At 58.1% G+C, this 21,556-nt stretch carries 19 protein-coding genes; 3 read left to right on the forward strand and 16 right to left on the reverse strand.

Annotation, left to right across the window (positions count from 1 at the left end):
• Nucleotides 1–174: 174 nt before the first annotated feature.
• Nucleotides 175–327: a hypothetical protein gene (locus tag ACZM8Y_RS11070; protein WP_479858414.1), complete on the forward strand. Its 153-nt coding sequence runs from the start codon at nucleotides 175–177 to the stop codon at nucleotides 325–327.
• A gap of 305 nt (nucleotides 328–632) precedes the next feature.
• Here the strand turns inward: ACZM8Y_RS11070 and ACZM8Y_RS11075 are convergent, their stop codons facing one another.
• From ACZM8Y_RS11075 to ACZM8Y_RS11090, 4 genes are all read right to left on the reverse strand, one after another.
• Nucleotides 633–1,454 carry an undecaprenyl-diphosphate phosphatase gene (locus tag ACZM8Y_RS11075; protein ID WP_479858415.1) on the reverse strand — a complete coding sequence of 274 codons (822 nt, stop codon included), beginning with the start codon at nucleotides 1,452–1,454 and terminating at the stop codon, nucleotides 633–635.
• Between the two features lie 3 nt (nucleotides 1,455–1,457).
• Nucleotides 1,458–2,048, reverse strand: a complete 591-nt coding sequence (locus tag ACZM8Y_RS11080) for a TetR/AcrR family transcriptional regulator (protein ID WP_302554472.1) — start codon at nucleotides 2,046–2,048, stop codon at nucleotides 1,458–1,460.
• A 174-nt stretch (nucleotides 2,049–2,222) separates the two neighbouring features.
• Nucleotides 2,223–3,446: an MFS transporter gene (locus ACZM8Y_RS11085; RefSeq protein ID WP_479858416.1), complete on the reverse strand. Its 1,224-nt coding sequence runs from the start codon at nucleotides 3,444–3,446 to the stop codon at nucleotides 2,223–2,225.
• 78 nt (nucleotides 3,447–3,524) lie between these two features.
• The gene (locus ACZM8Y_RS11090) at nucleotides 3,525–4,037 is read right to left on the reverse strand and encodes a glycosyltransferase (protein ID WP_302553469.1); all 513 of its coding nucleotides are present in this window, start codon (nucleotides 4,035–4,037) and stop codon (nucleotides 3,525–3,527) included.
• A gap of 1,009 nt (nucleotides 4,038–5,046) precedes the next feature.
• On the opposite strand from ACZM8Y_RS11090, the gene ACZM8Y_RS11095 reads away from it, so the two are divergent.
• Nucleotides 5,047–6,708: an L-lactate permease gene (locus ACZM8Y_RS11095; RefSeq protein ID WP_479858417.1), complete on the forward strand. Its 1,662-nt coding sequence runs from the start codon at nucleotides 5,047–5,049 to the stop codon at nucleotides 6,706–6,708.
• 1,308 nt (nucleotides 6,709–8,016) lie between these two features.
• Here ACZM8Y_RS11095 and ACZM8Y_RS11100 read toward each other — a convergent pair.
• The 12 genes from ACZM8Y_RS11100 to ACZM8Y_RS11155 all read right to left on the reverse strand — a co-directional run bounded on the left by ACZM8Y_RS11100 (nucleotide 8,017) and on the right by ACZM8Y_RS11155 (nucleotide 19,978).
• The gene (locus tag ACZM8Y_RS11100) at nucleotides 8,017–8,421 is read right to left on the reverse strand and encodes a F0F1 ATP synthase subunit epsilon (protein WP_302553466.1); all 405 of its coding nucleotides are present in this window, start codon (nucleotides 8,419–8,421) and stop codon (nucleotides 8,017–8,019) included.
• 10 nt (nucleotides 8,422–8,431) lie between these two features.
• Nucleotides 8,432–9,844 (reverse strand): F0F1 ATP synthase subunit beta, encoded by a 1,413-nt coding sequence (gene atpD / locus ACZM8Y_RS11105; protein WP_302553465.1) that lies wholly within the window; start codon nucleotides 9,842–9,844, stop codon nucleotides 8,432–8,434.
• A gap of 17 nt (nucleotides 9,845–9,861) precedes the next feature.
• A complete protein-coding gene (locus ACZM8Y_RS11110; protein WP_302553463.1) occupies nucleotides 9,862–10,758 on the reverse strand; it encodes a F0F1 ATP synthase subunit gamma in 897 nt (298 codons plus the stop codon).
• Between the two features lie 13 nt (nucleotides 10,759–10,771).
• The gene (gene atpA, locus ACZM8Y_RS11115; protein WP_302553462.1) at nucleotides 10,772–12,280 is read right to left on the reverse strand and encodes a F0F1 ATP synthase subunit alpha; all 1,509 of its coding nucleotides are present in this window, start codon (nucleotides 12,278–12,280) and stop codon (nucleotides 10,772–10,774) included.
• A gap of 4 nt (nucleotides 12,281–12,284) precedes the next feature.
• Nucleotides 12,285–12,836: an ATP synthase F1 subunit delta gene (atpH, locus tag ACZM8Y_RS11120; protein ID WP_337432039.1), complete on the reverse strand. Its 552-nt coding sequence runs from the start codon at nucleotides 12,834–12,836 to the stop codon at nucleotides 12,285–12,287.
• A complete protein-coding gene (locus tag ACZM8Y_RS11125; RefSeq protein WP_489501731.1) occupies nucleotides 12,833–13,408 on the reverse strand; it encodes a F0F1 ATP synthase subunit B in 576 nt (191 codons plus the stop codon). Before ACZM8Y_RS11125 ends, atpH begins: the two co-directional genes overlap by 4 nt.
• 20 nt (nucleotides 13,409–13,428) lie before the next feature.
• On the reverse strand, nucleotides 13,429–13,845 hold the full coding sequence (locus ACZM8Y_RS11130) for a F0F1 ATP synthase subunit B (protein WP_302553459.1): 417 nt from the start codon (nucleotides 13,843–13,845) through the stop codon (nucleotides 13,429–13,431).
• A 261-nt stretch (nucleotides 13,846–14,106) separates the two neighbouring features.
• Complete coding sequence (gene rodA, locus ACZM8Y_RS11135; RefSeq protein WP_337432037.1) at nucleotides 14,107–15,216, reverse strand: rod shape-determining protein RodA; 1,110 nt, start codon at nucleotides 15,214–15,216, stop codon at nucleotides 14,107–14,109.
• Between the two features lie 283 nt (nucleotides 15,217–15,499).
• Nucleotides 15,500–17,332, reverse strand: a complete 1,833-nt coding sequence (gene mrdA, locus ACZM8Y_RS11140) for a penicillin-binding protein 2 (RefSeq protein WP_302553457.1) — start codon at nucleotides 17,330–17,332, stop codon at nucleotides 15,500–15,502.
• Complete coding sequence (locus ACZM8Y_RS11145) at nucleotides 17,313–17,783, reverse strand: hypothetical protein (protein WP_302553456.1); 471 nt, start codon at nucleotides 17,781–17,783, stop codon at nucleotides 17,313–17,315. The genes mrdA and ACZM8Y_RS11145 overlap by 20 nt, the downstream gene beginning before the upstream one ends.
• Nucleotides 17,780–18,802 (reverse strand): rod shape-determining protein MreC, encoded by a 1,023-nt coding sequence (locus ACZM8Y_RS11150; RefSeq protein WP_487480020.1) that lies wholly within the window; start codon nucleotides 18,800–18,802, stop codon nucleotides 17,780–17,782. Before ACZM8Y_RS11150 ends, ACZM8Y_RS11145 begins: the two co-directional genes overlap by 4 nt.
• Nucleotides 18,803–18,934: 132 nt before the next feature.
• The gene (locus tag ACZM8Y_RS11155; protein WP_005028805.1) at nucleotides 18,935–19,978 is read right to left on the reverse strand and encodes a rod shape-determining protein; all 1,044 of its coding nucleotides are present in this window, start codon (nucleotides 19,976–19,978) and stop codon (nucleotides 18,935–18,937) included.
• A 327-nt stretch (nucleotides 19,979–20,305) separates the two neighbouring features.
• Here ACZM8Y_RS11155 and mnmL point away from each other — a divergent pair, with 327 nt between their 5' ends.
• Entirely contained in the window at nucleotides 20,306–21,199 is an 894-nt protein-coding gene (gene mnmL / locus ACZM8Y_RS11160) for a tRNA modification radical SAM protein MnmL/YtqA (protein ID WP_482332930.1), read from the forward strand.
• Nucleotides 21,200–21,556 lie beyond the last annotated feature (357 nt).

The following is a 21,556-nucleotide window of genomic DNA, read 5'->3' on the forward strand; positions in this document are numbered from 1 at the left end:
CCACATCACCAGACGTGGAACGAGCTTTTATCTATTGATTTTTCATTGAAAAAATCATCAACCGTAAAATTGAACACAGCCAAAACAATTATATGTAATATGGTGACATAATCTAATAAATCCCCACGAAAGGGAGAAACCGCCTCCCCTCTCCAAAGGCTTTCATGGGAATCAATGATCGGACGGACAGCTTACCGGGCCGACGCCGGGCAGATCAGCCGCATGACGCCATCAATAATGGACGGGCAGCTTATCGGGTGTCCCGTTCGCCGTCCGTCCCCGGCGGCTCCGGGCAGGCTCTCCCAAGCGTCAGGCATCACCGGATAATGCGGGAAATGGGTTCCTGCAAAAAGGACCATCTGAACGGAACGATTGGGATTCCATATTTCCACTGAGTTCCCTGCACCCACAAAAAAACGAGCACCGCAATGCAGTGCCCGTTTTCCATTTTTTGGCGGTCTTATCAAAAAGGGATTATCCCGGCAAAACAGGCATCCACACCGGGAAAACTCCCGCCCCCATCGGATGCCTTGGGAGGAAAGGGAGCTGGAGAAGCGGGCACCGGATGGATTCCCCCACCTCCAGAAGGCCCTTCTCAAGAAGGCTCCCCCTCTCACCTTTTACCTCTTACGCTATCCCATATTCACCATAAAAAAGTACACTATCGGCGCAAGAAGCAGCCTATATACGGCAAAAGGCCGCAGGGTGATGCGCCCCACAAGGGCGATGAACGTCTTGATGGCGAGCCAGCCGAAAATGAAGGCAAAAAACAACCCGGCGGCGAACAGCGGGATATCATCCGCCGTGAAGAGAGGCCACGTCTTCAGGAGATCGTAACCGGTGGCCGCAAACATGATCGGCACCGCCGCCACAAACGAATACTCCGCGGCAAGGGCGCGCTTTTCACCAAGCAGCATCCCCCCCATGATCGTGGAGCCTGAGCGGGAAAAGCCCGGCCACAGCGCCATGCACTGGCAGAGGCCGATGCCGAGCGCCAGTTTGGGCGTCACTTCATCAATGCTGGAATACTTGGGCGGGCGCTTCGCACAGTAGCTTTCCACAAAAAGCATCAGCAAGCCGCCGGCGGCAAGCGAAAGCGACACGCTGAAAGGGGTGAAAAGCTGCTTGATGTACGAATGGAGGAGCAGCCCCAGCACCGACGGCGGCAGCGTCGTCAGGAAAAGGAGCCAAATCCCCCTCAGCCCGGTAAAAGGCTTCGGAGCCGACGTCTGCACCCGGCCGGGCAGCAACAGCCCCATGAAACGATCCCAATACACCATCAGGACGGCGAAAATGGAACCAAGCTGGATGGCGACCTCAAATGTGCTGGCCTTCGGGCCCGTGAACCCAATCAGGTCTCCGGCAATGACCAAATGCCCCGAAGAAGAAACCGGCAGGAATTCGGTCAATCCCTGCACGGCCCCCATAATGAGGCCGGTAGAAAACCAATCCATGTATTACTCGCAGGCGTTGCACGGGGTTATGGCTCTGGCGGCGAAGGCGATGGCCTCACGGTACAGATGGGGCGGCGCGTACGGCGTGAGGACACGGGTACGGTTGGCGCCGACCACCAGCGACATGAGGATCTGCGCCGTTTCCTTCACGAGCAGCTCGCGGATGGAACCGTCTTCAATGCCCCGCCACAACTGCTGTTCCAACAGCTTGTGAATCTCGTTGAACTTTTCAAACATCAACTCGCGGTCGTCGCTCGTCTTCATGTCGCTGTAAGGGGAACAGCGCACGAGGACAAGCCAGTTGGAGTCGGGATCGATCGAAAAATCGAGATATGCCTTACAGAAATTCAACACGCTCTCGCGGCCATTCTTGCCTTCGTCGCACGCCCGCTGCAAAACATCATGAAAGCGTTCGAGGACGTCCATCCCCGCGGCAAGGAACAGCTTTTCCTTGTTTCCATAATGATGGGTCAACAAGCCGAGGGCCACCCCCGCACGTTCCGAAATTTTCTTGAATGTGGTTTCGGTATAACCGCATTCGCCAAAAAGTTCCTTTGCGGCCTTCAGCAAGGCCTCTTTCTTCGTCATGGTCATAGATCCCCCCAAAAAACATGATCAAGAAGCAACGCTGTTTAGTTGCGCAACCAACAGACTATGCTACAGGATTCCGCTCGTCAACGGAAAAGTATGCCCCGTGTGGGCGGCGTTTTTATGCCCTTCAAGCAAGAATCGCATCTTTTTTTCATACGGGAAAAAAGGATGTGGCACTCACTCCTTCCCTGAAGAAACCGGATAAACGTGCCATACGAGCGTGCCGATGACCAGCGCCACGCCGATCCCCATCGCATACGGCCCGCGCCATCCCATACATGACCAGCCAATCCCGAAAAACAGCGGCGAGAGGCTCTGGCTAAGCCGCAGCACCGTACCGTTCATCGCCATGACGATGGCCCTGTTGCGCGTCGGTGCGAGCGCGGTCATGCGGGAGTTCAGCAAAGGGAACGTCAGCCCCTGCGCCGCCCCGCCGATGAAAATGGGCAAGGCCAGCCACCAAAGCGGGGAAACGGCGTCGGGAAGAACCAGCATGAGCGCTTGGGATGCGACGTAGCAGCACGCGGCGCTCAACATCAAACGGCGGTGCGAGTATTTCCGCCCGAGCCACGCCAGATTCATGGCAATGGCCGCCGTACCCAGCGAAGCCACGGCAAAGACGGCTCCGATATGGGAAGGGGACGCCTTGTATAATAGGTCGGCGAGCAATGGAAAATAGGTGATGATGGGCCCGTATAGGATGCAGAAGCAGAGAAAGGTCAGCCCGAAAAGCCCGATTGCGGCGGGATGGAAAATGATGGAACGGCTGTCCCGCGCGTACTGCTTCCAGTCCATGCCGGCATGCGGGCGCTCCAGCGGGACGCACATGGCAAGCATCCCCACCGGCAGGGCTGCCAAGGAAACCCAAAACGGCCACCTCCAGTCCATCTCACCGAGGAAGCCGCCGATGGCCGGGTACAGCGCGGTGCCGACGCTGATCGTGGCGCCGACCATGCCCATGATTTTGGGACGATCCGCCTCCTTATAGAAATCCCCTACCAACGTCCCGTACAAGATCCCCAAGGGCGCGGCCCCCAGCCCTTGTATGGCCCGCCATGCCAGCAGGTTCTCGAACGAATCGGAAAAAGCGCATCCCATCCCCCCGCAGGCAAACAGCAGCAGCCCCGGCAGCAACACGGCCTTGCGCCCGAAACGGTCGGCAAGCACGCCCGCCACCGGCGTCATAAACGCACTCGGCAGCGTGAAGCAGGAGATCAAAAGCGCCACCCCCGCGGCATCCTGATGAAAGACGGCCCCCAACTTGGGCAGGATGGGCAGCGTGATCGAGACGCCCATGACCCCCATGAGGGCCATGCACAGGATAAGAACCAGCCCCGCAAGGCTGGCGGGGCGTGATTGCCCCTCTTGGGATACCTCACCGGACAGGCCGTCCTTCGCCACGTGTCCTCCTCATCGTTACGGATGGATCCTCCGAATCCGCCGCTACGGATTTGGAGCGCCGACAGGATGCGATGCGCTTCAATCCCGCCAGCCCGACAACCGTTTTACAAGACTGATCTTCTGGCGGTTCCAGAGGTAACGGGCATAGCGCAGCAAAGGCGCCCGCGTTTCTCGCCGGTTCCGCTCGCGCGCTTCCTCAAGTAACTCGATCCACCGTGCCGCCAAGAGATTATCATCAAACGCTTCGGCGCGCTTCATACCATTTTCAACCATGGCCTGATACAGTTCTGGACTTCCCTGTAGCCGATCGATGGCATCCAGCACGGCTTCAGCAGAGTCCGTTTCTAAAAAGTCTAATGGGGAGCGCCTCAATTCCCTGTACGCGGGTTCTGGGCCGAGCATAGCCGGCACCCGCGCTTTCCATGCGTTGATCAATTTGGAAGCCGGTTTGGTTGCCATCACAACAGGGGGACAATCACGGATTGCCAATACTGCGTCTACATTTTCATAATCATGCCATGTCCCCTGAAAACGGTTGGCGAAACGAACACCTCTCTGTCTCAGGGCCTCCTGAAAAGCATCTGTCTTCACGAAGTGAGGCTCATACTGGTCACTGCCAAAATAAGAAATAACTTCAAGCCGAGTCCTCCGCGCTGGGTTTCGTGGGATCAACCCCGGCTGGGGCCAAAGCGGTATTTTTCGGCAGAGATCTTGTTCCTCAACTAGTCCATTCTGCATGACGGTCAGATCGGATAACGCTGGGCGGGGCCGATCCGCTTGTACGACAACGGCAAAACACCGGTGAACTCCCTGTGCGGGGGTTGCGTCATCCCAATGGAAAACGCACACGGCATTGTCGACTGCTCTACAGCTTAATACGGGTTCAAAGGGGCAATCCACAGCGCATAGCCGCGCCCATGTCAGTATTATCCAGCAATCCCTTCCAGAAATGATCCGTTCCGGGCACTCGTCCGGGGCAAAGGGATGAGGATCGGAAACAAGCTCAGGCCACTTCTTGAAAAGATGCTTCTTATTGACGACAAAGTATATTTTCTCTCGTGGGCAATCACGGAACGACATAGGCGGTTCACTCCACCGCGTGACATTCACAGCGGTTCTTTAAGATGCAGAAACATATTTTTAGGCTCTGTCAGAGTACATGGTTGTTTTGTTTCAATAATATACTGAAATATATGCTTTTTCTCCAAACTTTCCGCTGGTGGGCTCTGTGATTGGGGGATTTTATTGGTTATTCCTTTGGAATTTCAAGGAAATAAAGCATCAACCGTTTTCTATGACACAACCATTTTTTATTATACGGGAACTGGGCGTAACATATGCCTTTATATCCTTGCTCGCTTAAACGGCAATCTGCCGAAACAAAACCGCCGCTCCGTGACGGCGTCCGGCAGATGTTTTTCCTACATAATCGTCCATAATAACTTGTGCAATTCTTTTCTTGATAGTGCACACAATTTGTGACTCTTCGATCAAACAGTCGACAATGCTTGCACTAACGAAAAAAACACCACATACTATACGCTAATTTTTGGGGAAGGTTTTCTTTTTTCACAATTCTGTCCAAGGTAAAGGAGTCATTATGTCCGTTGAGCTGCTTGCTATGGTAGCGGTTCTGCCCATTCTTGTGGCGCTCATCCTCATGGTCGGCATGAGATGGCCCGCAACAAGAGCCATGCCGCTCGCGTGGCTTGTCTGCGCCGTCAGCGGCATCCTTGTCTGGGGCTTGAGCCCCGGATACGTCGCCGCTCTGACGTTGCAGGGCGTCATCACGGCCATCGGCGTTCTCATCATCGTCTTCGGCGCCATCCTGATCCTCTTCACGCTGGAAAAAAGCGGAGGCATGGAAACCATCCAGTATGGGATGCAGAACATCAGCCGTGACAAGCGCGTTCAGGCGATCATCATCGGGTACATGTTCGCCGCCTTCATCGAAGGCGCGGCCGGTTTCGGCACTCCCGCGGCACTCGCCGCCCCACTCCTGCTCGCCCTCGGTTTTCCCGCCACGGCCGCAGCCATCATCTGCCTTGTGTTCAACAGCTTCCCCGTAAGCTTTGGAGCGGTGGGCACCCCCGTCGTCATGGGCCTCTCCCCGCTCAAACCCATCCTTGACGCGGGCGCCGCCGACGGCGGCATGACCTATGCGGCGTTCTGCAAAATCGTGGGTGAATACTGCACGATGATGCACATCCCCATGGCCTTCATCCTGCCCATTTTCATGCTTGGGTTCATGACCCGCTTCTACGGCCCCAACCGTACGTGGTCCGAAGGCTTCGCCGCATGGAAATACTGCATCTTCGCCGGGGTCTGTTTCTCCGTCCCTTACCTCATCATCGCATGGACCCTTGGGCCTGAACTGCCTTCCCTCATCGGTGGGCTTATCGGCCTCGGCACCCTTATTTACGGCACCAAGCGGGGCTTCTGCGTCCCCGAAAAGACATGGGACTTCGGCCCGCATGAAAAATGGGACGCCTCTTGGACCGGCAGCATCGCCGCAAGCGGCAAGACCGAATTCCATCCCCACATGACCCAGTTCCGCGCATGGCTGCCCTACGCCATCATCGGCCTCATCCTCGTGCTGACCCGTATCCCGGAACTCGGCCTCAAGGCTTGGCTCTCTTCCTTTAAGCTCGATTTCGTCGACATCCTCGGCTATCAGGACGTGAACGCCTCCATCGACTACCTGTTCCTGCCCGGAACGATCCCCTTCACGCTGGTCGCGATCCTGACCATCGGCCTCCACGGCATGAAGGCCAATGACGTAAAAGAAGCATGGGGCACCACCTTTGCCAAGATGAAGGCCCCGACCATCGCACTGTTCGCAGCCGTGGCGCTGGTGTCCATCTTCCGCGGTTCCGGCGTGAACGATGCAGGCATGGATTCCATGCCTCTCGCCCTCGCCAAAACCCTCGCCGTCCTCACCGGCGAGGCATGGCCCGCCCTCGCTTCCTACGTCGGCGGCCTCGGCGCCTTCATCACCGGCTCCAACACCGTGTCCGACCTGCTCTTCTCCCAGTTCCAGTGGGATATGGCCGCACAGTTGAACTTCTCCAAGGAAGTCATCGTTGCCGCCCAAGCCGTCGGCGGCGGCATGGGCAACATGATCTGCATCCACAACGTCGTGGCCGTCTGCGCCGTCGTGGGGCTCTCCGGCAGTGAAGGCATGATCATCAAGAAGACCTTCTGGCCCTTCCTGCTCTACGGCATCATTGTCGGCATCATCGCCTGCGGGCTTGTTTTCTAGGCCGTGGCGTCAATTGATATAATCTGTTGAAATTATTAAATCATTCTTAAACTATAAAAGATTGTTTTCAATAATTTCAAATAATTATATGTAAAAATAACGACACAACCTAGGATGGCACAGCCCATCAAGGGAGGGAACTTCCCCGGAAACGTTCCCTCCCTTCCCCAAAACTACGGCGCGGAGCCCACCCCTCCTTTACCAAAGGCCTTCGCGTTTATCGAACCCGAATGACAGCATCCTCCGCATGAAAAGGCCGTCCGAAACATTTCGGACGGCCTTTTCTGAAGGCTCTGTTTATATAGTATCTGGTTGTTTTATATCCAAAATGCGGTGAAAAATACAGCCTTTTCCAGTTTTCCCCTTGGCGGGAGCCACGGCTAAGGCATTTTGTCGGTTATTCCTTTGGAGCTTCAAGGAAAAAAGCATCAACCCTTTTCTATGCTACAGCTTTCTGAAAGGGATGAAGGCTCTTGACTATATGCTTTTCGGTCTTGAGATGAGCCTGGCCTCTCCACTCACAATCCCTTAGCAATTTACGCTGGGACGTGTTCGCACTATGCTGAATTTTCCCATGATTGAAGGGGATTAAAGAAAAATACGGCATCGCTCAAAATAAGCGATAACTATTTGTAAAAATTATATTTACTCTCAACTTATGTGAACAGTCCCTAAGCCGCAATTGAGGAAAGGGGTGGCGTGGCCTTTGCCTCCCTCCAGCCGCATAGCAGGCAGCTTATTATTTCAACCGGTTCGCGCCCCAACAGGCTAAAAAAACAAGGCTATGTTATAGAAAACGGTTGATGTTTTATTTCCTTAATATTCCAAAGAAATAACCAATAAAATCCCCCAACCACAGAGCCCACCAGCGGGAAAACTTGAGAAAAAGCATGTATTTTCAGTATATTGATAAAACAAAACAACCATGTACTATGACAGAGCCATGTTTTTTCCTTGAAGCTCCAAGGAATAACCAGCAAAAACCTTAGCCTTGGATTCCGCCAAGGGGAAAGCTGAAGAAAAAGGCCGTATTTTCACCGCACTGTAAAAAGGAAACAACCACTACTATGACAGAACCAAAAACAAAGGCTGTGTCATAGAAAATGGTTGATGCTTTTTTCCCTGAAGTTCCAAAGGGATAACCGACAAAATGCCTTAGCCCTGTATTCCGCCAAGAGAAAAACCGAAGAGAAAAGGCTGTATTTTCACCGCACTATTGAGATGAAGCAACCACATACTAGGACAGAGCCAAAAACAAAAAGCGCGGAGCCGAAGCCCCGCGCCCTTCAAGCGTAAGACAAAAACCAATTAAACCAATGAGGCGACGTGCAGCCGCTCCACAGCACGCTGGAGAGCGAGATGCGCCCGGAACATATCCGTTTCAGCGGTTTTGGCGGCCAAACGTGCTTCCGCACGTTCCCGGGCTGCGTTGGCGCGGGCGATGTCAATGTCCTCGCCACGTTCGGCCGATTCAGCCAGAATGCTCAGCTTGTTGTCGGAAACCTCAGCAAACCCGCCGGAGACGAACACATGTTCCGTCTTCCCGTCGACGCGGAAATAGAGGTCACCGATGGCCAAAGCGGACAGAAGCGCAACGTGATGCGGCAGGACGCCGAATTCACCTTCGATACCCGGAACACCGACGTAATCCACGGTCTGGCTGACCACAACTTTGTCAGGTGTGACGATTTCGAGCTGAAGCGTGGATTCCATAATCAGGCTCCTAGTTTTCCTGACGCTTCTGGTACTTGGCCAGAGCCATATCAATATCGCCCACCATGTAGAAGTCGTCTTCCGCAAGGTGGTCATAGTCGCCGTTCAGAATGCCCTTGAAAGCCTTGACCGTGGCTTCCAGCTTCACATAGACGCCGGGAGTGCCGGTAAAGGTTTCGGCCACATGGAAAGGCTGCGACAGGAAACGCTGGATACGACGGGCACGGGCCACGACAAGCTTGTCTTCGTCGGACAGCTCGTCCATACCGAGGATGGCGATGATGTCCTGAAGCTCTTTGTACTTCTGCAACACCTGCTGCACACCGCGAGCCACGCTGTAGTGCTCTTCACCCACGACGTTCGGGTCAAGAATACGGGAAGTGGAGTCAAGCGGGTCCACGGCGGGGTAAATGCCCAGTTCCGCAATCTGACGGGAAAGCACAAGCGTACCGTCAAGGTGCGAGAAGGTCGTCGCCGGAGCCGGGTCGGTCAAGTCGTCGGCGGGGACGTATACGGCCTGCACCGAGGTGATGGACCCCTTGTTGGTGGAGGTAATACGTTCCTGCAGCGAACCGAGGTCGGTGCCGAGGGTGGGCTGATACCCCACCGCGGAGGGCATACGGCCGAGCAGGGCCGACACTTCCGAACCAGCCTGCGTGAAGCGGAAGATGTTGTCGATGAACAGTAGCACGTCCTGATTTTCCTCGTCGCGGAAGTATTCCGCACAGGTGAGGGCGGTCAGGGCCACGCGGGCACGGGCTCCCGGAGGTTCGTTCATCTGGCCGTACACGAGGGCGGCCTTCTCAAGAACGCCCGCGTCCTTCATTTCATGATACAAGTCGTTCCCCTCACGGGTACGTTCGCCAACACCGGCGAACACGGAGATACCGCCGTGCTGCTTCGCGATGTTGTTGATCATTTCCATGAGGATAACGGTCTTGCCCACGCCGGCGCCGCCGAACAGCCCCATCTTGCCGCCCTTCGGGAAGGGGACAAGCAGGTCAACGACCTTGATGCCGGTTTCAAGCAGTTCCACCGAGGTGTTCTGCTCCACGAAGCTCGGAGCCTCGCGGTGGATGGGCAGGTATTTTTCAGCCTTGATGGGGCCCATTTCGTCAACGGGACGGCCCACCACGTTCATGATGCGCCCAAGGGACGCCGAGCCCACCGGGGCCATGATCGGCTTGCCGGTGTCCACGACGTCCATGCCGCGGACGAGGCCTTCGGTCGCGTCCATGGCGATGGTGCGTACAACGTCGTCGCCCAGGTGCTGGGCCACTTCGCAGATCAGATCAGGCGCATCGCTGTTGTTGGGGTTTTTGATTTCCAGAGCGGTCAGGATATTGGGCAAATGACCGTCGGGAAACGCCACGTCAACGACTGCGCCGATGACCTGAACGATTTTGCCGATGTTTTCACTCATAACGATTGCTCGCTCCCTTATTTCAGAGCTTCCGCGCCGCCAACGATGTCAATAAGCTCGTTGGTGATGGATGTCTGGCGCGTCTTGTTGAAGAGCAGCGTCAGGGCACCCACCATTTCGTCGCAATTGCGCGTGGCGTTGTCCATAGCGGACATCCGGGCAGCGTTTTCGCTCGCGGAAGTGTCCAGCAGGCCACGGTATATCTGCACATTGACGAACCGGGGAAGGATTTCGGCAAGGAGCTTCGTCACTTCGGGTTCGTAAGTGTATTCTTCGGACACTCCCTGAGCGGAAGCGCCGTCTGCGGCGGAACCGGCCGCTGCGGGCGCAGCAGCCTCCACCGGCAGCAGGGTCTGAACAAGAGGAACCTGTCTCGCCACGGACACGAACTTGCCATAGATGAGGGTCACCTCGTCCATCGCCTTGTGCGTGTAGCCGCTCACCACATCCTTACCGATAGCGGAAGCAAGGGAGAAGTCGAAGCTGCCCATGACATCCGCATGCGCCGACAGGATTTCATAATCGGTCTTGCGGATAGCGTCGCGCCCTTTTTTGCCCACGCAGATGAACTTGACGGTTTTCCCTTCGGCCGTCTTCGTCCGGGCGGCGTCCAGAGCCTTGGCGATGAGCATGGCGTTGAAGCCGCCGCACAAGCCGCGATCCGAAGTAGCCAGAATGATCACCGAGACATGGCACTCGGCACGGCGCTCAAGAAGCGCATGAGCCGAGCCGTCGGACTTGGCCGCAAGATCGCCGAGCACAGCCTGAAACTTTTCCGCGTAGGGGCGGAAACGCTCAATGCGGGACTGGGCGCCGCGCAGCTTCGCCGAGGCCACCATGTTCATGGCCTTGGTGATCTGCTTGGTCTTGCGAACCCCGACGATCTTCATTTTGACGTCTTTCAACGAAGGCATGCGCTACCGTCCCCTAGGCGTTATAGCCTTTTTTGAACTCAAGGATGGCGTCCTTCAGACGGGCTTCGAGATCGGCGTCCAAGACCTTGCGGGCAACGATGTCGTCCAGGATGTCCGACTTGGCGCTGCGGATGAAGTCAAGGAAGTCACGTTCAAAAGCCTGCACGGAGGCAACCGGCACATCATCCATGAAGCCGCGGGTGGCGGCATACATGGACACGACCTGTTCCTGAGTGGGCATGGGCTGGTACTGGGGCTGCTTCAGCAGTTCCACCAGGCGCGCGCCGCGTTCCAGCTTCTGCTTCGTGGACTTGTCCAGATCGGAACCGAACTGGGCGAAAGCGGCCAGTTCGCGATACTGGGCGAGATCCAGACGCATCGTGCCGGCAACCTGCTTCATGGCCTTGATCTGGGCGGAGCCGCCCACACGGGATACCGAAAGGCCCACGTTGATGGCCGGACGGATACCGGCGTTGAAGAGGTTGGGTTCCAGGTACACCTGCCCGTCGGTGATGGAGATCACGTTGGTGGGGATGTACGCGGACACGTCTCCGGCCTGCGTTTCGATGATGGGCAGAGCGGTCAGGGAACCGGCCCCCAGGCTGTCGTTCACCTTCGCCGCGCGTTCGAGGAGGCGCGAATGGAGGTAGAAGACGTCGCCGGGGTAGGCTTCACGTCCCGGAGGACGACGGAGCAGCAGGGACATCTGGCGATAGGCCACGGCCTGCTTGGACAAGTCGTCGTACACGATGAGGGCGTGCTTGCCGTTGTTGCGGTAGTATTCGGCCATGGTGCAACCGGAGTAGGCCGCGATGTACTGCAGCGGGGCCGGTTCGGAAGCGGTAGCCGAAATGATGGTGGTGTATTCCATGGCACCGTGCTTGCGCAGGGTGTCGGCCACGAGCGCGACAGTGGAGCGTTTCTGCCCGATAGCCACATAGAAGCAGTGCACGTCGGAATTCTTCTGGGCAAGGATGGCGTCGATGCAGATGGCGGTCTTGCCGGTCTGACGGTCGCCGATGACCAGTTCGCGCTGCCCGCGGCCGATGGGGGTCATGGCGTCGATGGCCTTGATCCCGGTGACCATGGGTTCGTGCACGCTCTTGCGGGCGATGATGCCGGGAGCCTTCACTTCCACGGCGCCGAATTCGGTGGCTTCAACCGGCCCGAGACCGTCGACGGGCATACCGAGGGGGTTCAGAACACGCCCCATGACGGCATCGCCGATCGGCACGGAGAAGATGCGCCCGGTACGCTTGACCGGATCGCCTTCCTTAATGCCGGTATCTTCACCAAGCAGGGCTACGCCCACGTTGTCTTCTTCCAGGTTGAGCACCATGCCCAACAGCCCGCCGGGGAATTCGAGAAGCTCCATGGACATGGCGTTCTGGACGCCATACACACGGGCGATCCCGTCCCCTACGGAAAGCACTGTGCCGGTTTCGGTGGCATCGACACGCTGCTCGTAGTTCTGGATCTGCTCTTTGATGATCTTGCTGATCTCGCCTGCATTGATATGCATGATCCTATTCACCCCTCTTGATGATGTCTCTGAGGATAGCCAATTGAGCTCGAAGGCTCGCATCCAGCACGTTGTCCCCCACCTGAAGGACGACCCCGCCGAGGATGGAGGGATCCACTTCGAACTTCAGCGCGATCTGTCTGCTGGTTTGCTTTTCGAGTCTGGCAAGGATGCCAGCCTGCTGCTCTTTGCTGAGGCTTACGGCAGTCAGGAGCTTGCCGCGAACAACGCCCCAAGCCTCGTCAAGGAGCTTGCCGAACGCTTCGGCAATCTCTTCAAAAAGAGGGAGACGTTCCTTTTCTGCCAGCAATGAGCAGAAATTTTTTATCATGGGGTCAACGCCGAGCTTGTCGAGAACCTGCGACAGAACCTTCTGCTTTTCGGCGACGCTGATGACGGGGATATGGAAGAGCCGCACCAGTTCGGGAGACTCTTCAAGGACGCCTTCAAGAGCGGACAGATTTTCCCCGTACTGCTCCAGCTTGGCCATGCCTTCCTGCTGCCCCAAGGCGAAAAGCGCCTTGGCGTACCGCTGTGCCACGATGTCGCCGTTCAATTGAGCACCACCTTTTTCAGCGCGTTGTCGATGAGCTTGACGTGCTTCTTCATATCAAGCTTCTCCTTCAGGGTAGCTTCCACGGCCTGCACGATTTCGTCGGCCATCTGGCTCCGCAATTCCTCAATGGCCTTCTTCGTTTCGCTGTCGGCGGCGCGGTGCGCGGCGTTGCGAATCTTTTCCGCCTCTTCGAGGGCGTCGGCGACAATGGCTTCACGGATGGCCTCGCCGCGGGCCCGGCTGTCTTTGAGGATGGTTTCGCACTCGGCATCAAGGCCGTCGATCTTCTCGATCATGGCGGCGAGCTGCTCTTCCGCGGCGGCCTTGCGGGCGGCGAGGCTGTCGAGCTCGTCGACGATGGCGGCGCGCCTGCTGCTCAGGCCATCAACAATCGCCTTCCCGGCGGCGCGCCACAGGATGTACAAGAAGACGCACACGTTGCCGACGCGGGCCAGCAAGTTGATCCACGGGTTGTACGGATCGCTGAAATGGGAAACGACACCCAGCAGAATCAGGGTGGCCACAGCCACGATACCGTCTCTGGACAGGAAAAAAGAAGCTAGCGCTTTCAAGGTATCCCCCGAACTCTGAGTTATGCCAGAAGCTTCGCCATGGCGGCTTCGGTGAATTCGTGCATTTTCGCCTGAAGCGCGCGGCGGGTCACGCCAGCGTCGGCACGCACGGCGGCCTGCGTCGTCCGCACTTCGGACTGGGCGTCCTTGCTGGCGGCATCAAAAATGCGCGCCCTTTCCAGTTCGCCCATGACCTTGCCGTCCTTGCGGTAGATGGCGGCGGCTTCGCGCGCTTTACGGAGTTCCGACTCGTACTCGTCCAGAAGCTGCTGCCTTTCCGCAACAAACGCTTCGATTTCGCCGAGCAGCCCTTCCACGTTGTCCTTGCGCTTACGGATGATCTTCCGGATTGGCGAGATCAAAAGATAGTTGAGCACAACCAGAGTGACAAGAAAGTTCGCCAACTGGATCCATAACGTAATATTAAGATCTACCACGCGGAAACTCCCTTCATACAAAACGGCTAAACGTATAGAATGCGGACATTATATACGAACCAGCAAAATGTGTCAAAGGTTCTTCTCAAAAGCAAAAGATCACAATCCGCTTTTATGGGAAACGGACGGTTTGCCGCACGCGGCAGCGAACATTCACCATTTCAAGCGTCTAGCCGCCGCGTGCCGCCCGCTTTCCCCGGTACGGCCCCTTCTTCCAGCTTTGTGAAAAAAATATTATTCAGCCGGACGCCGCGGCATCCGTTACGTTTTGAACAGGAAGCGGCGCATGGAAATATTCAAGACCAGCCCGATCAGGGAAAAGTTGACCACCGTGGCGCTGCCGCCATAGCTGATGAAAGGGAGGGGGATGCCGACCACCGGCATGATCCCCACTACCATGCCGGCGTTGATAAAGATTTGCCAAAAGAAATAGATGAAAATCCCCGCCGCGAGGTTGCTCCCAAAACGATCTTTGGCCCCCCGCACCGTCTCGAAAATACTCAATAAAAAGAGGCTGAACAGCGCCATGAGCGCGACGCAGCCGACAAAACCCCATTCCTCGCCGAACACGGCGATGGCAAAGTCGGTATGCTTTTCAGGAAGGAAGCTCAGCTTGCTCTGCGTACCCTCAAGGAAGCCCTTCCCCCATATCTGTCCGGAACCAATGGCGATTTTTGACTGGATAATATGGTATCCCGCCCCCCGCGGATCACTGGACGGATCAAGGAATGTCATGATGCGCTGCTTCTGGTAGTCGTGCAGCGCGAACCACGCCATGGGAAGCAGCAGTGGAATGCTGATGAGGCAGACGAGCAGAACCCGCTTCTTGAGGCCGTGGTACAGGATCATGCCGCCAAGGATGGCCAATACGGTCAATGCCGTCCCAAGGTCAGGCTGGCATACGATGAAAGCCGCGGGGATGCCGCCCACGCACGAGACCTGAAAAAGCTTCTTCCACGACAGCGGCTCGCCGTCCAGCGAGAGCACCTGCGCCCCCATGATCAGCACGGCAATCTTGGCCATTTCACTGGGCTGGAAGTGGAAGAACCCCAAATCGATCCAACGGCGCGCGCCGTAGATGACTTTCCCAAAGATGGGGATCAGGCAGAGGGAAAAGAGCACGATCAGGAAAAAAGGCAGGGCCATAGCCTGCAAATGGCGGTAGTCGAAGCTCATGCAGGCGATCATGGCGATCAGGCCGAACGCCCCCCAGATCATCTGGCGTTCATAGTACGGGGCAAGGCTGATGCCGTCCTCCACCCTGACGCCGCTGGCGGAATACAGGTTGCCGATCCCCACCCAGAACAGCAGGAGCGTGGCGGCCACAAGCCCCCAGTTGATATACGTCAGCAGTCTCCGATCCATCGCCATGCAGCAACTCCTGACGGGGCTCCGCCCCGTACCCCGGCAGGGCGCCGCCCTGCACCCGCCGGGAGGCGAGCCGCCCCCCGGACCCCGGCACAAACGGAACCGCCCGAATATGTTTCTTTTATTGTTAATTATCCTGATTAGGATAATTAACAAGATAATACTTCATCAGAAAACGAAGCTTCCGGCATGCCCGCCCGCAGAACGGGAATCCGATAGCGTCGATGTTCTGCGAATAGAGGCCGAGGGGGGGTACGGAAAGCCCCTCCCCCGCCTCATTCCGCAATCAATCCTCGCGCACCGTGCGGGCTGCCGCCCTCTGCGGCTGCGGCCCAAGCGGAGTCCCGTAAAGAATGTTATATACGTCACGGGCTACCGGGCCGGCCGCCGAACTGCCGCCGCCCCCGTGCTCCAGCATGACGACAACGACCACATCCTTTCCGTCCTTGCGGCCGTATGAGGCAATCCATGCGTGGTCGCGCTCCAGATACGCCATTTCCGCCGTACGCTGCCTGCGCTCGCCGACCATGCGGATCTTGACGACCTGCGCAGTCCCCGTCTTGCCGCCGATAACGGCGTCCGTGCGGCGCAGAACCTTGGCAGTGCCGACATCCGCCGTAACGCGCATGCCTTCCAATACCAGCTTGCGGGCCTCTTCGCTGAAGGGGATCTCCCCCCGGACTTCCGGCTTGGCATCGGCCAGAAGCTGAGGCTTCATCAGCTTGCCGCCGTTGAGCAGCGCGCTCACGAAATTCGCCATCTGGAGCGGCGTCACCAGCGTGTACCCCTGCCCGATGGAAACATTAAGCGTTTCCCCCCGATACCACGGCTCACCCGAACGGCGCTTCTTCCATGCCCTCGACGGCACAAGGCCGGATTTCTCATGCGGCAGATCGATGCCCGTAGGCGCGCCGAACCCGCACGCCTTGGCAAATTGCTCGATGCGGTTGATGCCGAGTTTTTCGCCGAGCACATAATAATACACGTCGCACGAATGCAGAAGCGACTGGATCATGTCCACGGAGCCATGCCCCCCCCTCCTCCAGCACCGGAATTCCCGGTTGCCGAGCTTCACGGAGCCGGTACACACGACCCGGAACGAGGGGGAGATGCCCTCCTTGAGGAACATCCCGACCATCATGAGTTTCCAGACCGAGCCGGGCGGGTATACGCTCTGGATGGCCCGGTTCTGGAGCGGATGGAAGGGATCGTCGCGCAGCGCCACCCAGTCCTTCTGGGACAGGCCGCCGACAAACACGTTGTTGTCGTAGGAAGGGTTCGTCACCAGCGCCAAAAGCCGGCCCGTCTGCGGCTCCATGACCACAATGCTGCCCGTCTGGCCGCCGAGCAGCGCCGCGAGCTGCTTTTGCAGCTTGGTGTCGAGGGAAAGCTGAAGGTTTTCCCCGTTCTGCGGCTCTTCAACCAGCGTCTTGCCGAGGGAACGCCCAAGGACGTCGACTTCGACGTTGTACAGCCCCTTGTGCCCGCGCAGACGCTGCTCGAACACATACTCAAGCCCTTGCTTGCCCACCGTGTCGCCGAGGGCAAGGTACGGATCGGCGGCAAGCTCCCGCTCGTTGGCTTCCGCCACATAGCCGAGGATATGCGCGAACTCCTTGCCTTCGGGATAATAGCGCTTGGAACGGGTGACGATTTCCAGCCCCGGCCAGTGCATGAGCTGCGCCTCAATGCGCGCGACCTGATCGAAAGGCATGTCGTTGAGCAAAAGGATCGGCTCGAAAGGCTTCACCTTGCGCCTGTCCTGCTGAAAGCGGTTGGCAAGCTGCTCCAGCGGGATGCCCGCCCATTCGCTGACCTGCGCCAAGGTGGAGGAAATGTCCTTGCAGTCTTCCCGGATCAGGGCCAGCCCGAAGGCCGGGCGGTTTTCGGCAAGCAGCGTGCCCTTCACGTCACGGATAAGGCCCCGCGAGGCATATACCGACTCCTGCCGCAGGTGGTTGGCCTGCGCCTGCTGCGCAAAATCGGCCCCACGGTGGATCTGGAGGTACCAAAACCGGATGACGAACGTGAAGAACAGCAAACCGACAAGGCACTGCAACAGGATAAGCCCGCTCTTGGGCGGCTGATAGCCTTCGGTTTCAAGCTGTATTGTTTTCATTGGGAACCACCCACCGGCGCGCCATCATGCTGCATTGCCAGACAAACGGCGTCAGCAGCGCCTGAAGGATGCTTTCGTCAAGCAGCCGCGTCATATCGAGAGGAATAAACTGAAGCCGCGTCATGAGCCAGATGACGCCGTAATGCGCCAAGCCGATACAGCCGCTGAGGAGCAGCACGAACAGCCAGTTTTCCGTTTCAAACATCCAGCGCCCGGCGAAAAAGAGCGTAATGACCAAAAGGTACCAAAGAACGGACGTGCCGAAATCCAACGTGCCCACGCCCTCTTGAACGAGGATGAGCGCGAACAGCACCACGGCGAGCTGGAAAGGGCGGCGCTCCTGCAAAGCCAGAAACAAACCGGCGACCAGGACGTCCGTGCCGGGCAGCGCCTGCTGGAGGGCGAGGCCGAGCACGAAAAAGGCCGCCCACCACAGGATGTTGAGCGTCATGGACGGCCCCGCAGCGGCAGCCCGGGCGGGGGCGTCGGGCCGCTCAGGAAAAACGGCGCGTCGGGACGGGGCGGGCCGGGGATCGTCGATCCCTGCTGGCCGGGCTGGGGCTGTGCGCGCTGCACGGCGGGGCCGCCCGCCGGATCGGCCGAGGACTGGCGCAGCGCCCCCAGCACGCCGGACAGCGAGCCGGAAACGCCGGAACCTTCCACACGGGAAATGAGCAGCACTTCTTCAAGCTCGGACAACGTCGCCAGCGGAGCGGCCTGAATGGTCTGAAACGATGAAAGATCCGAAGGCGTTGCCGACAATACCCGCGCCACGGGGATCCCTTTGGGGAACGCATCGTCGAGGCCGGATGTGACCAGAATTTCACCGGCGCGGATCACATCGTTGTGCGACACGAAACGCATCTCCAGCGGCTTGTCCGGGCCGCCGCCCACGAGTATGCCCTGAATGCGGCTCTCTTGGCTGATCACCGCGATACGGCTCCCCGGATCGACGAGCAGGAGCACCGTGGCCGAACTCGGCCCGGCCCGCAGCACCCGGCCCGCGACGCCCTGCGGGGTCATGACCGGCGTTCCCGGAATGGCTCCCGTCATGTACCCGCGCCCGATGAGCACGGACGCCAGCGCGGAATTCGCCCCCATGCGCCCGGCGAGCACACGGGCCCCAAGCGTCTGCCAGCCTTCCGGCGGCGTAAGCGTCAGCAGGCGGCGCAGGCGGATGAGCTCGGCACGCTCCTCAGAGGCCATCAGCAGCTTATGGCGGAGCTGTTCGACCTGCTTCTTGAGCTCGTCATTCTCCTCACGCACGTCCACGAGATCAAGATAACGGTTCCACGCCCCCATGACCGTGTCCTGCACCATGCGCACCGACTTGAGGACGACGCCCGAGGCTTCGAGCCCTGTATTGGCCGCGAAGTTGTCGAGGATATGGGTGCGCTGGTTCCAACTGTACATACCGAGGTACATCAACAGCGCAAGAGCGGGAATCAGCAGGATGTGCTTGGGAGACATGCTTTGTCCGGAGAAAGGCCCGCCGATGGGCGGAATCCAGCGGAAGGCGGAGATGAACCGGCCCGCAGAGCCGGCAGGGAAGCGGGCTGCGGGCCGGAAAGCCTGCGGGGGCATCCCCCGGCAGGCGCGCTATCAGTCAATACAGACGTCGCCGAGTTCATTGAGGTTGTCGAGCGCGCGGCCGGTGCCCATGACGACCGTGGACAGCGGATCTTCCACCACGGTGATGGGCAGGGAGGTTTCTTCGCGCAGGAGCTGATCCAACCCCTTGAGCAGCGCGCCGCCGCCGGTAAGGACGATGCCGCGATCCACGATGTCGGCGGCGAGTTCCGGGGGGGTCTGTTCAAGGGCGATGCGCACGGCCTGGACGATGCTGTCCACCTGTTCGGAAATGGCCTTGCGGACTTCCTCCGAGGTGATGATGATGTTCTGCGGGATGCCGGTCACGAGATCGCGGCCCTTGACCTCGATCTGCTGTTCGGGGTCCATAGGATAGGCGGAGGCGATCTTGATCTTGATCTCTTCAGCGGAGGACTCGCCGATCAGCATGTTGTATTTGCGTTTTACGTGCGTCATGATGGATTCGTCCATCTTGTCGCCGCCGACGCGCACCGAGCGGGAATACACGATGCCCGACAGGGAAATGACCGCGACTTCCGTGGTGCCGCCCCCGATGTCCACCACCATGTTGGAGGTGGGCTCCTGAATCGGGAGGTTGGCGCCGATGGCGGCGGCCATGGGCTCTTCAATAAGATAGACTTCGCGGGCGCCCGCGCTCTGGGCGGATTCCTTCACCGCGCGCTTTTCCACCTGCGTGATGCCGGTAGGCACGCACACCATGATCCGGGGACGGACAAGGTGGCGGCGGGAATTGTGCACCTTAGAGATAAAATGGCGAAGCATGGCTTCGGTCACTTCAAAATCGGCGATGACCCCGTCCTTCATGGGGCGGATAGCCTGAATATTGCCCGGGGTACGCCCAAGCATGCGCTTGGCGTCCTGACCGACGGCCAACACCACGCTGTTGCCGCGAGAGTCCTTCTTGACGGCGACGACGGAGGGTTCGCGCAGGACGATGCCCTGCCCCTTCACGTACACGCAGGTATTGGCGGTTCCCAAGTCGATGGCGAGATCATTGGAAAACGCGCCGAGAATGAAATTCACGAGTTTTGGCATACAGGATTGCTCACTTGTCTTCTCTATGGGCCAAACAAGATCTGTCGATCTTCAATCAGTACCGGAAGTGGAAATTAGGAGAGCCGGAGGGAACTGGCGCGCCGGTTCGTTTACGGAAACCGCACGCTCTTTTCAGCTTTCCATTTTGCAGGTAGCTTAGTTCAGTCGCGAAGTGTTGGGCCAAAAACGCCCCGCTGTCAAGAGCAAGCTCCCGCCGGTTTTGGCAAACTACAACATATAGTAAATATTTTCAATGTATAACAATCAAGGTCAAAATAAATGTACCGCCACCGCGTTGGCGGCTGTCCGACCGAAAGGCCCGTTTTGATGCATACATGGAACACGTTCACCGTCCATCTCCGCCAACGCTTCGGCCAGCGGGTCCAGAAGATCCCCCTCGACGCCGGGGCAAGCTGCCCCAACCGTGACGGGACGCTCTCCCGCGCGGGCTGCACCTTCTGCAACGCCATAGGTTCCGGTTCCGGGCTCGGCCTTGCCGGGATGAACCTCCCCGCCCAATGGGAATACTGGCGCGAACACTTCCGCAAGTCCAACCGGGCCTCGCTGTTCCTCGCGTACCTGCAATCTTTTTCCAATACCTACGGCCCCGCCTCGCGGCTTGCGGCGATGCTGGAGATTTTCCGCACCCTGCCCGATCTCGCCGGGATTTCCGTGGGAACCCGGCCCGACTGCCTCGACGCCGAAAAAATGGCTCTCCTCGGAGCCGCGCCGTGGAAAGAAAAATGGCTTGAGCTTGGGGTTCAGACCCTGAACGACGCCACCCTGCGGCGCATCAACCGGGGGCACGACGCGGCGGCCTCGGTGCGGGCCATCGAACTGGCGGAAAAAACCGACGTGCAGGTCTGCGCGCACCTCATGCTCGGCCTTCCCGGAGAAACGCCGGACGACGTACACGCCACCGTCCGCCGCCTCAACGCCCTGCCCGTCCAGGGGGTCAAGCTGCACAACGTCTATGTTTGCCGGAACACGGCGCTTGAGCGGGCCTACCGTTCCGGCGGCTACGTCCCGCTGACGGAGGGCGCCTACATTGAGCTTGCCGTGGATGCCCTTACGGAACTCCGCCCCGACATCATCATCCACCGCGTCGTCGCCGATCCGGCCCCCGGCGAGCTCGTCGCCCCCGACTGGGCTGCCCGCAAGGGCGACCTCGTACGTTTTATCCAGCACGCTTATCACAAGAGGCGTGAGGAAGGGGCGTAGGGGAACTGGAGAACTGGGGAGGGGGAGGGGAAACTTTCTGGAGAAAGTTTCCCCTCCCCCTCCCCAGCCCCCACCCCTTCCTCTTCAAAGACTTTCACGCTTATCGAATCCCTATTCCCAGCATTCCCTGAATGCGTATTTCCGTTTCAGAATAAGGGGTGTTGGCCTTTCAATATTTTTATTGGTTCCGTTATAAGAAGAGATTGATATTTTCATTCAAGGTAATGGATATACAGTTTTCAGGTACTTTTTATTGGAGGCTGTATCATAGAAGGCTGTGTTCAATTTTACGGTTGATGATTTTTTCAATGAAAATCAATAGATAAAAGCTCGTTCCACGTCTGGTGATGTGGGCCT

It is taken from the genome of Bilophila sp. (assembly GCF_057864385.1).

What these genes read in the sequence shown, in the direction of transcription:
- rodA (WP_337432037.1), bottom strand. Translation starts at nt 15,216, where the DNA reads ATGGCGATGGATCGGAGACTGCTGACGTATATCAACTGGGGGCTTGTG.
- ACZM8Y_RS11100 (WP_302553466.1), bottom strand. Translation starts at nt 8,421, where the DNA reads ATGGAATCCACGCTTCAGCTCGAAATCGTCACACCTGACAAAGTTGTG.
- ACZM8Y_RS11075 (WP_479858415.1), bottom strand. Translation starts at nt 1,454, where the DNA reads ATGGATTGGTTTTCTACCGGCCTCATTATGGGGGCCGTGCAGGGATTG.
- mnmL (WP_482332930.1), top strand. Translation starts at nt 20,306, where the DNA reads ATGCATACATGGAACACGTTCACCGTCCATCTCCGCCAACGCTTCGGC.
- atpA (WP_302553462.1), bottom strand. Translation starts at nt 12,280, where the DNA reads ATGCATATCAATGCAGGCGAGATCAGCAAGATCATCAAAGAGCAGATC.
- ACZM8Y_RS11110 (WP_302553463.1), bottom strand. Translation starts at nt 10,758, where the DNA reads ATGCCTTCGTTGAAAGACGTCAAAATGAAGATCGTCGGGGTTCGCAAG.
- ACZM8Y_RS11080 (WP_302554472.1), bottom strand. Translation starts at nt 2,048, where the DNA reads ATGACCATGACGAAGAAAGAGGCCTTGCTGAAGGCCGCAAAGGAACTT.
- ACZM8Y_RS11070 (WP_479858414.1), top strand. Translation starts at nt 175, where the DNA reads ATGATCGGACGGACAGCTTACCGGGCCGACGCCGGGCAGATCAGCCGC.
- ACZM8Y_RS11095 (WP_479858417.1), top strand. Translation starts at nt 5,047, where the DNA reads ATGTCCGTTGAGCTGCTTGCTATGGTAGCGGTTCTGCCCATTCTTGTG.
- ACZM8Y_RS11155 (WP_005028805.1), bottom strand. Translation starts at nt 19,978, where the DNA reads ATGCCAAAACTCGTGAATTTCATTCTCGGCGCGTTTTCCAATGATCTC.
- ACZM8Y_RS11145 (WP_302553456.1), bottom strand. Translation starts at nt 17,783, where the DNA reads ATGACGCTCAACATCCTGTGGTGGGCGGCCTTTTTCGTGCTCGGCCTC.
- mrdA (WP_302553457.1), bottom strand. Translation starts at nt 17,332, where the DNA reads ATGAAAACAATACAGCTTGAAACCGAAGGCTATCAGCCGCCCAAGAGC.
- ACZM8Y_RS11150 (WP_487480020.1), bottom strand. Translation starts at nt 18,802, where the DNA reads ATGTCTCCCAAGCACATCCTGCTGATTCCCGCTCTTGCGCTGTTGATG.
- atpD (WP_302553465.1), bottom strand. Translation starts at nt 9,844, where the DNA reads ATGAGTGAAAACATCGGCAAAATCGTTCAGGTCATCGGCGCAGTCGTT.